Genomic DNA, 12,572 nt, shown 5'->3' with positions numbered 1-12,572 from the left:
TCTCCCCTCAGATCAGTTTTTCACGGGCACCTTCGAGCATCCGGGGGTGCGCGAGGCACCCTCGGATGAAAGGTTAGACACTAACTAGCTGGGGATCAGGACTTCTTTTCGTCTGCAGCTTTGTCGGTTGGTTCGGCGATCAGCTTCTTGAGTTCGTCGCTCATCGGGAACTGCAGGTTCAGGCCTTTAGGTGGCACTGGCTGGTTGAACCACTTGTCGTAGATCTTGTTGATCTCGCCCGACTTGTAGAGGGCGACGATGGCATCGTCGACGGCTTTCTTGAACGCAGGATCGTCCTTGCGGACCATGCAGCCGTAGATTTCATAGGACTGCGGGGTGCCGACAATTGCCCAGCCCTTCGGGTTCTTGGCCTTGGCCATTTCACCGGCGAGCAGTGCGTCGTCCATCATGAAAGCCACGGCACGGCCGGATTCAAGCATCTGGAACGACTCGCCATGATCTTTGGCCGAGATGACGTTCATCTTCATCTGCTTGTCGGCGTTCATGGCCTTGAGGATGCGCTCGGAAGTGGTACCGGCGGTGGTAACCACGTTCTTGCCGGCCAGGTCCGCGAAGTCTTTGTACTTGGCGTTTTCCGGCTTGCCGTCTTCTGCTTTGGTCAGCAGGCGGGTGCCCACCTCGAAGATACCGACCGAGAAGTCGACCTGCTGCTGGCGCTCGACGTTGTTGGTGGTCGAGCCGCACTCGACGTCAACGGTGCCGTTCTGGACCAGCGGGATACGGGTCTGGGAGGTGACGAGGTTGTATTTGACCTTCAGGTCCGGCTTGTTCAGGTCCTTTTTCAGGGCCTCGACGATTGCCAGCTGGATGTCATGGGAATAACCGACGGGTTTGCCCGAAGCGTCGGCGATGTAGGAGAACGGAATGGAAGCGTCGCGGTGCCCCAGGGTAATGGTGCCCGACTCGTTGATCTTTTTCAGGGTGCCGGTCAGTTCGGCAGCGAAGGCTGGCGCGCTGATCAAAGCGGCCGCAACAGCGGCGCCCAACAGATGGGGAACGATACGCATCAAAATTTCCTCGACGTTGTTTTTTTTATGGAGCCGTTGGCCGGCTCTTTCGTTCAGCGAACACTGCAGTGAAGCGTTTTGCGCATTCGGGTACTGAGTGTAGAGCATGACTCGTGCCAAGCCCTGATTTCGATCATAACGCCATGAAAAATCGGGGGATTAATCTTTTTTGACGGTTTGCGGAAGGTAGGATTCGTCCGGATGGCCGAATGAGGTGGTGTTTAGTGTTCGGAAATCCGAATGGATGAGTTCATCGCGAGGCTTTGCCCCGCGATGATGTTCAGCGATCAGGCCGCCTGAACCCGCGCGCGGTTCAGTTCCAGGCGCTGCAGGTAATCCTGCAACGCCTGCTGTTCGGCGGCGGTAGTGAACAGCCCCAGCTTGCTCCGGCGCCAGAGGATGTCGTCGGCATTCACCGCCCATTCCTCGCTGCACAGGTAATCCACCTCGCGGGTGAACAAGCCGCCGCCAATCGCTTCACCCAGGTCTTGCGGGCCCTGTACGCCTTCGAGCAGGCGCCAGACGCGGCTACCGTAGGTGCGTGCCCAGCGCTTGGCAATCTCCACCGGCAACCAGCCACAGCGGGCCAGGATGGCATCCACCAGCGCCTGCGGGGTGCTCATGTCTTCACCGCCCGGCAGGGGAGCGGTGGCGGTCCAGCTGCCGCGCATCTGGGTGAAGAACGGCGCCAGTTCGCTCATGGCCGACTCGGCCAGTTTGCGGTAGGTGGTCAGCTTGCCGCCGAACACCGACAGCAGCGGTGCTTCGCCGGTGCTGGCCGACAGCGCCAGGGTGTAGTCGCGGGTGACGGCCGACGGGTTGTCGGATTCGTCGTTGCACAGTGGGCGAACACCGGCATAAGTGTGGAGGATATCGGCGCGGCTGAGCTGGTGGTTGAAGTGCTCGTTGACCACTTTCAGCAGGTAATCGGTCTCGCCCTCGGTGATAGCTACCTTGGCCGGGTCGCCGGTGTACTCGCGGTCGGTGGTGCCGATCAGGGTGAAGCGTTCCAGGTACGGAATGGCGAAGACGATGCGCTGGTCTTCGTTCTGCAGAATGTAGGCATGTTCGCCGTCGTACAGTTTTGGCACGATCAGGTGGCTGCCCTGGATCAGGCGGATGCCGTACGGCGCATCGAGCTTGAGGTCGTCCTGGATGAACCTGGCCACCCACGGGCCCGCGGCATTGACCAGGGCGCGGGCCTTGATCGACTGCTGGCTGCCGTCGGCGTTTTCCAGTTGCACGTTCCACACCCCATCGACCCGGCGGGCGCTGATGCAGCGCGTGCGGGTCCGGATGTCGGCGCCTTTTTCGCGGGCGGCCATGGCGTTGAGCACCACCAGGCGGGCGTCATCGACGGCGCAGTCGGCATATTCGAAGCCACGGGTAATCGCCGGTTTGAGCGGGTTGCCCGGGCCAAAACGCAGGCTGCGCGACGCACCGAGCTGCTTGCGCTTGCCCAGGTTGTCGTAGAGGAACAGGCCGGCGCGGATCATCCAGGCCGGGCGCAGGTGTGGGCGGTGCGGCAGCACGAAGCGCATCGGCTTGACGATGTGCGGCGCCTTGGCCAACAGCACTTCGCGCTCGGCCAGAGCCTCACGCACCAGGCGGAATTCGTAATGCTCGAGGTAGCGCAGGCCGCCGTGGATCAGCTTGCTGCTGGCCGAGGAGGTATGGCTGGCCAGGTCGTCCTTTTCGCAAAGGAACACCGAAAGACCGCGTCCGGCTGCATCGGCGGCAATCCCCACACCGTTGATGCCACCGCCGATTACAGCGAGGTCATAGATTTCGGCAAGGGCGGGCGATGGCAAGCTGGATTGGGACACGGGTGGCCTCCTGAAGGTCTTTCCGACATCGAATCTGAACATTAATGTTCACTTTCGAAAATACTAGCGCAACAGAATGCGGCTCGCCAGTCACTTCCCATAGAAAATACTGATCAGATGACAAATAAATGAAAAATAACGAACATTCGAGCTGCCACCGTTGCGGTGGCAGCGTGCGCCGGCTCAGACCACTTCGAGGCGGATCTTGTACTGGTTGAGCAATTGGCTGAGGGCGGGGACCGGCGCCTGGTCGGTCACCAGGCAGTCGATCAGGCTGATCGAGCCCAGGCGCACCATGGCATTACGGCCGAACTTGCTCGAGTCGGCGGCCAGGATCACCTGGCGGGCATTGGCGATGATCGCCTGGGAGACACGCACTTCCTGGTAGTCGAAATCCAGCAGGCTGCCGTCCTCGTCGATGCCGCTGATACCGACCAGGGCGAAATCGACCTTGAACTGGTTGATGAAGTCGACACTGGCCTGACCGACCACGCCGCCGTCACGGCGCACGTTGCCGCCGGCCAGCAACACTTCGAAATCGTCCTTGGCACTGAGGATCGACGCCACGTGCAGGTTGTTGGTGATGATTTTCAGGTGGTTGTGGTTGAGCAGGGCGCGGGCGATGGATTCGGTAGTGGTACCGATATTGATGAACAGCGAAGCGTGGTCGGGAATCTGCGCGGCAATCGCTTCGGCGATGCGCTGCTTTTCATCGCGCATCTGGTCGGCGCGCATGGCATAGGCGGTGTTTTCGATACTGGAATCGTAGGCCGCGCCCCCGTGGTAGCGGCGCAGCAGGTTGACCTCCGCCAGCTGGTTGATATCACGGCGGATGGTTTGCGGGGTGACGACGAACAGCTGCGCCATTTCTTCGATACTGACATAACCGCGTTCGCGGACCAGTTCGAGGATTTGTTGTTGGCGAGGGGGCAGATTCATGGGCGGTCCTTTGGGGCAGCCGGGCAAATTGCGCCATGAAAACAGCTCAAGCTACAAGCTGCAAGCCACAAGATGATTCGCGTCTTACGCACTTGCAGCTTGTAGCTTACAGCTTGCGTCTACTGCTTACTCTTCGTGCGGTTCCCAGTCGCGGGTGCGATCCACGGCCTTCAGCCAGCCGGCATACAGTTTCTCTTTGGCCGCTTCGTCCAGTTGCGGAGTGAACTCGCGCTCGATGATGGCCTTGCCGCGCAGTTCATCCAGGCCGCTCCAGAAACCGCAGGCCAGGCCCGCCAGGTAGGCGGCGCCGAGGGCGGTGGTTTCGCGCATTTGCGGGCGCTCGACACAAGTGCCGAGGATGTCGGCCTGGAACTGCATGAGGAAATTGTTGGCGACAGCGCCGCCGTCAACCCGCAGTTCGCTCAGGCGCTGGCCGCAATCCTGCTGCATGGCGTCGAGCACGTCGCGGGTCTGGTAGGCGATCGACTCCAGCGCCGCGCGGATGATGTGATCGACCTTGACCCCGCGGGTCAGGCCGAACAGCGCGCCGCGGGCGTACGGGTCCCAGTACGGAGCGCCGAGACCGGTGAAGGCCGGCACCAGGTATACGCCGTTGCTGTCCTTGACCTTGCTGGCGAAGTACTCGGTGTCGTGGGCATCGTTGACGATCTTCAGTTCGTCACGCAGCCACTGCACGGTGGAGCCGCCGTTGAACACCGCGCCTTCCAGGGCGTAGGCCACTTCGCCGCGCGGGCCGCAGGCGATGGTGGTGAGCAGGCCGTGGGAGGAGGTCACTGCCTTGTCGCCGGTGTTCATCAGCAGGAAACAGCCGGTGCCGTAGGTGTTCTTGGCCTGGCCGGGCTCCACGCACATCTGGCCGAACAGCGCGGCCTGCTGGTCGCCAGCGATACCGGCAATGGCGATACCGCTCTTGGTGCGGCCGTAGACTTCCGAGGAACTGCGCACCTCGGGCAGCATCTGCCGAGGGATGTTCAGCACCTCGAGCATCTTCTCGTCCCACTCCAGGGTGTGGATGTTGAAGAGCATGGTGCGCGAGGCGTTGGTGTAGTCAGTGACATGCACTTTGCCGCCGGAGAATTTCCAGATCAGCCAGCTGTCGACGGTGCCGAACAGCAGGTCGCCACGCTCGGCGCGCTCGCGGGCGCCTTCAACGTTGTCGAGAATCCACTTGAGCTTGGTGCCGGAGAAGTAGGGGTCGGTGACCAGGCCGGTGGTTTCGCGGATGTAGTCCTGCAGGCCGTCGCGCTTGAGCTGCTCGCAGATCTCGGTGCTGCGCCGGCATTGCCAGACGATGGCGTTGTACACCGGGCGGCCGGTCTCCTTGTCCCAGACCACGGTGGTTTCACGCTGGTTGGTGATACCGATGGCGGCGACCTGGTCATGGCTCAGGCCAGCCTGGGCCAGGGCTTCGACCATGGTCGCGCTCTGGGTGGCGAAGATTTCCATCGGGTCGTGCTCGACCCAGCCGGCTTGAGGGTAATGTTGTGCGAATTCGCGCTGCGAGGTGCCAACCACGTTGGCGTCACGGTCGAAAATGATGGCCCGCGAACTGGTCGTGCCCTGGTCCAGGGCAATGATGTAGTTCTTGTTCTGGGTGTCTGTCATGTCGTTGGCCTTGCACTAAATGGGGTAGAGATCAGGGCGCGGCGAGCCTGGCTCGCCACCGCAGGCATCAGGATGCCTGGGTCTTGCCCTGAGGGTTGGCGTCGGTCTGGGCGTTTTCGCTCTCGGCAACCGGCAGGTTGCGGGCGATCACGCCGCGGTACAGGGCGGCCCCAAGGCTCGCTCCTATGATCGGCGCAAAAATCGGAATCAGGAAATAGGGAATATCACGACCGCCAGTAAAGGCGACTTCGCCCCAGCCGGCGAGGAAAGTCATCAGCTTGGGCCCGAAGTCCCGCGCCGGGTTCATCGCAAAGCCGGTCAGCGGGCCCATGGCGCTGCCGATCACGGCAATCAGCAGGCCAATCAGCAGGGGTGCCATGGCGCCACGCGGCAAGCCGTTGTTGTCGTCGGTCAGGGCTATGATCACCGCCATCAGTACGGCGGTGATGATCACTTCGACCAGGAAGGCCTGGCTGGTGGACAGCGCCGGGTGCGGGTAGGTGGAAAACACCGAGGCCAGCTCAAGGCTGGCCTGGCTGCCGCGGATCATTGCGTGGGCCTGTTCGAAATCGAAGAACAGGTTGCTGTACAGCGTGTAAACCAACGCCGCTCCACAGAAGGCGCCGGCGATCTGGGCAACGATGTAGAACGGTAGTTTGTGCTTCTCGAAACCGGCGAACAGGCACAGGGCGATGCTCACGGCCGGGTTCAGGTGCGCGCCGGACACCCCGGCGGTGAGGTAAATCGCCATGCTCACGCCGACGCCCCAGATGATGCTGATTTCCCACAGGCCGAAGCTGGCACCCGCAACCTTGAGCGCAGCAACGCAGCCGGTGCCGAAAAAGATCAGCAGCGCGGTGCCGAGAAATTCGGCCATGCACTGGCTTGAAAGTGTTGGTTGTCGCAGAGCAGTCGTCATTCGTTACCTCGGTTCTTGTTGTTGTGAGGCGCAGTGAGCGCTCGACAAAAACCCGACAGAAATCCCCATTTCGGTCGGGCGGCGGCAGGAAATGCACCTTATCGGGGCATAGCTATATTCAGAATCGAAAAAATATAGACAAGAAACGCTTATGTCAAAGGTCGAAAGTGAACCACCGTTCACAATCTGACTATTGGTGGCGCTGATGGGCGTTGGTTGCGCCTGGGCTTTTGCCCTAAAGTAACCGGCGAAATGGCATTCACCCTTCTGCTTGGAGTCCTGCATGACCCCCGCCCTGGATCTGCTGAAAAAGGTTCGCGCCGAACACCACATCCACAGTTACGAACATGACCCCAAGGCTGCGTCCTACGGCCTGGAGGCGGCGGAAAAGCTCAACCTAGAGCCTGCGCGGGTGTTCAAGACCTTGCTCGCCTGCAGCGAAAAGGGTGAGTTGCTGGTAGCGGTAGTGCCGGTAGTCGGTAGTCTGGATCTGAAAGGCCTGGCCCATGCGGCCGGGGTGAAGAAGTGCGAGATGGCCGATCCGGCGGCGGCGCAACGTTCGACCGGTTACCTGTTGGGCGGGATCAGCCCCTTGGGGCAGAAAAAGCGCCTGCGCACTTTTATTGATGAAACCGCTCAAACCTTTGAAACAATTTTCGTCAGCGCTGGCCGCCGTGGCCTGGAAGTCGAGCTAGCTGCGGCAGTGCTGGCCGAGCATACCCAGGGTAAATTCGCCGCCATTGGCCGCGACTGACATCTGTATGCTCAAAATCGCTTGATTCTGTCTCTGTCGGCCGAGGCTGTCTGGCGGGCATGCTCTGCGGCCCGCCACTCTGAGATTCACCTCATGCCGCTTGAATTCCATCAGGTCGATGCCTTCAGCGACCGTCCTTTCGCTGGCAACCCGGCCATGGTCTATCGCCTCGACAGCTGGCTCGCCGATGAGCTGATGCAGCAGATTGCCGCCGAACACAACCTGGCCGAGACCGCGTTCGTCGTCCCCCATGCCGAAGGCTGGCAGATCCGCTGGTTTACCCCGAGCACCGAAGTGCCGCTGTGTGGCCATGCAACCCTGGCCAGCGCTCATGTGCTGTGGGAGGTCTATAAAGAGCCGGGTGAGCGCTTGTTGTTCCAGAGCAAGTCCGGTCCGCTGAGCGTCAGCCGTGACGGTCCGCGCCTGCAACTGGATTTCCCCCGGGTCGAGCCACAGCCGTTGAATGAAGCGGTAGCGGTGGCCGAAGCACTGGGCTGCCCGGTGCTGGAAGTGTGGAAAACCAGTGAGCTGCTGGTTCGGGTCGAATCCGAGCAGGTGTTGCGTGCCTGTACCCCGGACATGACGGCACTGGCGCAATTGCCGGGGCTGGGGGTGATCGTTACCGCGCCGGGTATCGAACACGATTTTGTTTCGCGCTACTTTGCGCCGGGTATCGGCATTCCTGAAGATCCGGTGACCGGCTCTACCCATTGCAGCCTGATCCCATACTGGGCGCAGCGCCTGGGCAAGAATCAACTGCGGGCGTTTCAGTGTTCGAGTCGCGGCGGCGAATTGTTCTGCCGGCTGGAGGGGGAGCGGGTGAAGATTGGTGGGTATGCCAGGCGTGTGGCCAGCGGGGTTTTGACGCTGGACTGACAAGGCCTACACCCGCAGGGTAGAACGCAGACCTTGTGGGGGCCGGCTTTGCCGGCGATGGGCTGCAAAGCAGCCCCGCTGTCAGACCGCCGAGCTATACCGACGAACGCCGTTCTCCGGCACCGGCAACTGCGCTGCGACACTGCCAGGCACGGCAAACACCACCAGGTGATCCGCCGCCACTTCGATCCCCACTTCGCTGCCGACCTGATGGTCATTGTGGCTCGGGAAAATCGCTTCCAGCTGGCTGCCGGTCGGCAGTTGCAGGCGGTAGAGGGTCGAGGCGCCGAGGAAACTCTTGCCGACGATCAGCGCTTTGAGCTCGCTGTCCGGTGCATGAATGATGTCGTCCGGACGCAGCAGCACATCCACGGCGCTGCCGGGCGTCAGGGTATAGGCGCGGTTGCCGCGTAGCTCGCCGAGCTCGGTGCGTACCGACTCCGGGCTGGTCAGCTGGCCACGAATGAAATAGCCCTGGCCGATGAAGCTGGCTACGAACGGTGTCAGTGGTTCGTGGTAGAGGTTGTAGGGGGTATCCCACTGCTCCAGACGACCTTCCTTGAACACCCCGACGTGATCGCTGACGGCAAAGGCTTCTTCCTGGTCGTGGGTGACCAGGATTGCGCTGGTGCCGCGGCTTTTGAGGATGTCGCGCACCTCGTGGCTCAGGCGTCGGCGCAGCTCGACATCGAGGTTGGAGAACGGCTCGTCGAGCAGCAGCAGTTGTGGCTCGGGCGCCAGTGCGCGGGCCAGGGCCACGCGTTGCTGCTGGCCACCGGAAAGCTCGTGCGGGTAGCGTTTGCCCAGGCCGCCGAGCTTGACCAGCTCGAGCATCTCGTCGACCACCTGGCGCTGCTGCGGGTGCTTGCCGATGCCGAAGGCGATGTTCTCGGCCACAGTCAGGTGCGGGAACAGCGCGTAGTCCTGGAACACCATGCCAATCCGGCGTTTCTCCGGTGCCAGGGTGACCCCGGCTTTGGAGATGACTTCGCCACCCAGCTGGATTTCGCCCTCGTGCACCGGCTCGAAACCGGCGATGGCGCGCAGGGTGGTGGTCTTGCCGCAGCCGGAGGAGCCCAGCAGACAACCGATGTCGCCGGCGTTCAGGTGCAGGTTGAGGTTCTGGACGATGCGCTGCTCGCCATAGCCACAGGCGAGCTCGCGCAGGTTAAGCAGTAAAGGTTGACTCATGCGTGGTGATAGGCCGGTTCAACAAGAAATTCGAGAAGCGCCTTCTGTGCATGCAAGCGGTTTTCGGCCTGGTCCCAGGCGACCGAACGGGGGTCGTCGAGCAGGTCCAGGCTGATTTCCTCGCCGCGATGGGCGGGCAGGCAGTGCATGAACAGGGCATCGGGTGCTGCCAGGTCGAGCAGTTCGCGGGTTACCTGGTAAGGCGCGAACAAGGCCAGGCGCCGTGCAGTTTCCTCTTCCTGACCCATGGAAGTCCAGACATCGGTGCTCACCAGGTGGGCGCCCTGCAGGGCTTCTTTGGGTTCACGGAAGATTTGCACGCGGTCACCGGCCTGGGCCAGGAACTGCGGATTGGGCTCGAATTCGGCCGGGCAGGCGATGCGCAGCTGGAAGTCGAACTGGATGGCCGCTTCTATATAGCTGTTGCACATGTTGTTGCCGTCGCCGATCCAGGCCACGGTCTTGCCCTGGATGGCGCCGCGGTGCTCGAGGAAGGTCTGCATGTCGGCCAGCAGCTGGCACGGGTGCAGATCGTCGGACAGGCCGTTGATCACCGGTACGCGCGAATTGGCGGCGAATTCGGTCAGGGTGCTGTGGGCAAAGGTGCGGATCATCACCGCATCGAGCATGCGCGACATGACGATGGCGCAATCGCCGATCGGCTCGCCGCGGCCCAGCTGGGTGTCCCGTGGCGAGAGGAAGATGGCCTGGCCGCCGAGCTGGATCATGCCGGCTTCGAACGACAGGCGGGTGCGGGTTGAGGACTTCTCGAAGATCATCCCCAGCACGCGATTTTTCAGCGGTTCGAACAGTACGCCGCGGTTACGCAGGTCCTTCAGCTCGATACCTCGACGGATCACACTGAGCAGTTCTTCGGGTGTGAAATCCATCAGGGAGAGAAAGTGCCTAGCGCTCATGTTTGACTACCTTTTTGCAACAGACCGCAGATCAGCCATACCGGTTTTTTTTAACAACGGAAGTGACCTGCGGCGAAAGCCGCACGGGGCGACGAATTAGGGGAAGACGCAATACTATAATTAAATGTCGCGTCATACCAAGAGGGGGTTTCGTCGCCGATGTTTCAGGCAGTGTCGTAACCCATTGGGCTGAAGCTTTTTTTATACGCTGCACAAGGGTTTTACACTGCCTGCCAGCGCCTTGGCAAACCCGGTAGCGGGCCTGCGCTGAATCGCCTTGCCTGATGGACGAAGATTCACGCGACGAACCTCACTGGCCGCAAGCTCGGGTCAGGCTCATAGTCGGTTGATCCCAGACACCCGAGCAAGAGGTGGCCATGAACAAGACCCAGCATCACCGTGCCTGTCATCTGTGCGAAGCCATCTGCGGCTTGACCCTGGAAATCACCCACGAGCCCGGCGCCCCGCTGCGTATCAGCTCGATCAAGGGCGACCCCGAAGACAGTTTCAGTCGCGGCCACATCTGCCCCAAGGCGGTGGCCCTGCAGGATATCCAGAACGATCCTGACCGACTGCGCGCGCCGCACAAGCGTGTCGGTGACAGCTGGCAAGCCATTAGCTGGGAGGAGGCCTTTGCACTGGCTGCGCAAAAGCTCTGGGCCATCCAGCAGGCCCATGGGCAGAACGCCGTGGCGGTCTACCAGGGCAACCCCAGCGTGCACAACTACGGGTTGATGACCCACAGCAACTACTTCCTCGGCCTGCTCAAGACCCGCAATCGTTTCTCCGCCACCTCGGTGGACCAGCTGCCGCACCACCTGACCAGCTACCTGATGTACGGCCACGGCTTGTTGTTGCCGATCCCTGACATCGACCACACCGAGTTCATGCTGATCCTGGGCGGCAACCCGCTGGCCTCCAACGGCAGCATCATGACCGTGCCGGACGTCGAGAAACGCCTTAAGGCGATCCAGGCCCGTGGCGGCAAGTTGGTGGTGGTCGACCCGCGCCGCAGCGAGACTGCGGCGATGGCCGACCAGCATGTGTTCATTCGCCCCGGCACTGACGCGCCGCTGCTCTGTGGCCTGCTCAACACCCTGTTTGGCGAAGGCCTGACTCGCCCCTCGGCCTTGCCGGTGGATGGCCTGGACAGGGTACAAGCGGCCATTGCGCCGTTCACCGCCGAGGCCATGAGCGCCCTATGCGGTGTCGACGCCACGGTGATACGCCAGTTGGCGCGGGATTTCGCCAGCGCCGACAAGGCCGTCTGCTACGGGCGCATGGGCGTCTCGACCCAGGCCTTCGGCACCTTGTGCCACTGGCTGGTGCAGTTGCTCAACCTGGTCAGCGGCAACCTCGACCGTGTCGGTGGCGCGCTGTGTACCGAGCCTGCGGTGGATCTGGTGGCGAGTACTTCAGGCGGGCATTTCAATGCCTGGCAGAGCCGGGTCTCGGGGCTGCCCGAGTATGGCGGCGAATTGCCGGTGGCGGCCCTGGCCGAAGAGATGCTGGTTGAAGGCCAGGGGCAGGTTCGCGCGCTGGTGACGGTGGCGGGCAACCCGGTGTTGTCCACGCCCAATGGCCGCCAGCTTGAACGCGCCCTGGACGGTCTTGAGTTCATGCTCAGCATCGACCTGTACATCAACGAGACCACCCGTTACGCCGACCTGATCCTGCCGTCCACCTCGGCATTGGAGAACGATCACTACGACACCACCTTCAACCTGTTTGCGGTGCGCAATGTCAGCCGCTTCAATCGGGCCATCCTGCCCAAGCCCGAAGGTGCCTTGCATGACTGGGAAATCTTCGTCGGCCTGGCCAAGGCCTTTGCCGCCCTTAGCGACAAGCCTTTGAAACCGACCCTGCCGCCGGCACAAATGATCGATATCGGCCTGCGCCAGGGCCGCTATGGCGAGGCCTCGGCGTTCAAGCTGTCGCTTGAGACCCTCGACCAGCACCCCCATGGCATCGACCTGGGCCCGCTGCAGCCCAACCTTGCTGCACGCCTGAAGACGGCTAACCAACGGATTCAGGCCGCACCCCAGGAGATCCTCGGCGACCTGCAGCGCTTTGCCGGGCAGCCGCCGCTGGCGGCGGGTCAACTGCTGCTGATCGGGCGCCGCCATGTGCGCAGCAATAATTCATGGATGCACAACTATCATCGCCTGGTGAAAGGCAAACCCCGTCATCAGTTGTTGATGCACCCGGACGACCTGGCGGGTCGCCAGTTGCAGGATGGCCAGCGTGTGCGCGTCAGCTCGCGGGTCGGCGAAATCGAGGTCGAAGTGCAGGCCAGCAGCGACATGATGCCGGGGGTGGTCAGCCTGCCGCATGGCTTTGGCCATGCCCGTGCGGGGGTGCGCATGGAAATCGCCCAGGGCCAGCCCGGCGCCAGCGCCAACGACCTCACCGATGAGCGCCAGCTCGATGCGGTGTCGGGTAATGCGGCGCTTAATGGCGTGCCAGTGCAGGTGGTTGCGGCCTGATATCGGCAAG

Annotated in this window: 10 protein-coding genes; 3 read left to right on the top strand and 7 right to left on the bottom strand. The window is 62.0% G+C overall.

The window, feature by feature from the left end:
• Positions 1–95 precede the first annotated feature (95 nt).
• From LOY34_RS21270 to LOY34_RS21250, 5 genes are all read right to left on the bottom strand, one after another.
• Positions 96–1,028 carry a glutamate/aspartate ABC transporter substrate-binding protein gene (locus LOY34_RS21270; protein ID WP_045197712.1) on the bottom strand — a complete coding sequence of 311 codons (933 nt, stop codon included), beginning with the start codon at positions 1,026–1,028 and terminating at the stop codon, positions 96–98.
• A gap of 287 nt (positions 1,029–1,315) precedes the next feature.
• Positions 1,316–2,854: a glycerol-3-phosphate dehydrogenase gene (gene glpD, locus LOY34_RS21265; RefSeq protein WP_195884874.1), complete on the bottom strand. Its 1,539-nt coding sequence runs from the start codon at positions 2,852–2,854 to the stop codon at positions 1,316–1,318.
• 183 nt (positions 2,855–3,037) lie between these two features.
• Positions 3,038–3,793, bottom strand: a complete 756-nt coding sequence (locus tag LOY34_RS21260; RefSeq protein ID WP_045197716.1) for a DeoR/GlpR family transcriptional regulator — start codon at positions 3,791–3,793, stop codon at positions 3,038–3,040.
• Between the two features lie 126 nt (positions 3,794–3,919).
• Positions 3,920–5,419 carry a glycerol kinase GlpK gene (gene glpK, locus LOY34_RS21255; RefSeq protein ID WP_195884873.1) on the bottom strand — a complete coding sequence of 500 codons (1,500 nt, stop codon included), beginning with the start codon at positions 5,417–5,419 and terminating at the stop codon, positions 3,920–3,922.
• A gap of 67 nt (positions 5,420–5,486) precedes the next feature.
• Complete coding sequence (locus LOY34_RS21250; protein WP_258663998.1) at positions 5,487–6,338, bottom strand: MIP/aquaporin family protein; 852 nt, start codon at positions 6,336–6,338, stop codon at positions 5,487–5,489.
• Positions 6,339–6,621: 283 nt separating this feature from the next.
• Between LOY34_RS21250 and ybaK the strand changes: the two genes are divergently transcribed.
• Together ybaK and LOY34_RS21240 are read left to right on the top strand one after the other, a co-directional pair.
• Entirely contained in the window at positions 6,622–7,092 is a 471-nt protein-coding gene (ybaK, locus tag LOY34_RS21245; RefSeq protein WP_093380125.1) for a Cys-tRNA(Pro) deacylase, read from the top strand.
• Positions 7,093–7,185: 93 nt separating this feature from the next.
• The gene (locus LOY34_RS21240; RefSeq protein ID WP_195884872.1) at positions 7,186–7,968 is read left to right on the top strand and encodes a PhzF family phenazine biosynthesis protein; all 783 of its coding nucleotides are present in this window, start codon (positions 7,186–7,188) and stop codon (positions 7,966–7,968) included.
• Positions 7,969–8,049: 81 nt separating this feature from the next.
• Here the strand turns inward: LOY34_RS21240 and LOY34_RS21235 are convergent, their stop codons facing one another.
• Together LOY34_RS21235 and argF are read right to left on the bottom strand one after the other, a co-directional pair.
• Positions 8,050–9,159, bottom strand: coding sequence for an ABC transporter ATP-binding protein (locus LOY34_RS21235; protein ID WP_258663996.1), 1,110 nt, complete (start codon positions 9,157–9,159; stop codon positions 8,050–8,052).
• Positions 9,156–10,076, bottom strand: coding sequence for an ornithine carbamoyltransferase (argF, locus tag LOY34_RS21230; protein WP_045197728.1), 921 nt, complete (start codon positions 10,074–10,076; stop codon positions 9,156–9,158). The genes LOY34_RS21235 and argF overlap by 4 nt, the downstream gene beginning before the upstream one ends.
• Positions 10,077–10,453: 377 nt before the next feature.
• Here argF and LOY34_RS21225 point away from each other — a divergent pair, with 377 nt between their 5' ends.
• The gene (locus LOY34_RS21225) at positions 10,454–12,562 is read left to right on the top strand and encodes a molybdopterin oxidoreductase family protein (RefSeq protein ID WP_258663994.1); all 2,109 of its coding nucleotides are present in this window, start codon (positions 10,454–10,456) and stop codon (positions 12,560–12,562) included.
• Positions 12,563–12,572 lie beyond the last annotated feature (10 nt).

The organism is Pseudomonas sp. B21-009 (assembly GCF_024749345.1).
In the GTDB taxonomy this organism is placed as follows: Bacteria; Pseudomonadota; Gammaproteobacteria; order Pseudomonadales; family Pseudomonadaceae; genus Aquipseudomonas.
This window is presented reverse-complemented; position numbering and strand designations above follow the sequence as displayed.

What these genes read in the sequence shown, in the direction of transcription:
- LOY34_RS21270 (WP_045197712.1), bottom strand. Translation starts at nt 1,028, where the DNA reads ATGCGTATCGTTCCCCATCTGTTGGGCGCCGCTGTTGCGGCCGCTTTG.
- argF (WP_045197728.1), bottom strand. Translation starts at nt 10,076, where the DNA reads ATGAGCGCTAGGCACTTTCTCTCCCTGATGGATTTCACACCCGAAGAA.
- ybaK (WP_093380125.1), top strand. Translation starts at nt 6,622, where the DNA reads ATGACCCCCGCCCTGGATCTGCTGAAAAAGGTTCGCGCCGAACACCAC.
- LOY34_RS21240 (WP_195884872.1), top strand. Translation starts at nt 7,186, where the DNA reads ATGCCGCTTGAATTCCATCAGGTCGATGCCTTCAGCGACCGTCCTTTC.
- LOY34_RS21225 (WP_258663994.1), top strand. Translation starts at nt 10,454, where the DNA reads ATGAACAAGACCCAGCATCACCGTGCCTGTCATCTGTGCGAAGCCATC.
- LOY34_RS21250 (WP_258663998.1), bottom strand. Translation starts at nt 6,338, where the DNA reads ATGACGACTGCTCTGCGACAACCAACACTTTCAAGCCAGTGCATGGCC.
- glpK (WP_195884873.1), bottom strand. Translation starts at nt 5,419, where the DNA reads ATGACAGACACCCAGAACAAGAACTACATCATTGCCCTGGACCAGGGC.
- LOY34_RS21235 (WP_258663996.1), bottom strand. Translation starts at nt 9,159, where the DNA reads ATGAGTCAACCTTTACTGCTTAACCTGCGCGAGCTCGCCTGTGGCTAT.
- LOY34_RS21260 (WP_045197716.1), bottom strand. Translation starts at nt 3,793, where the DNA reads ATGAATCTGCCCCCTCGCCAACAACAAATCCTCGAACTGGTCCGCGAA.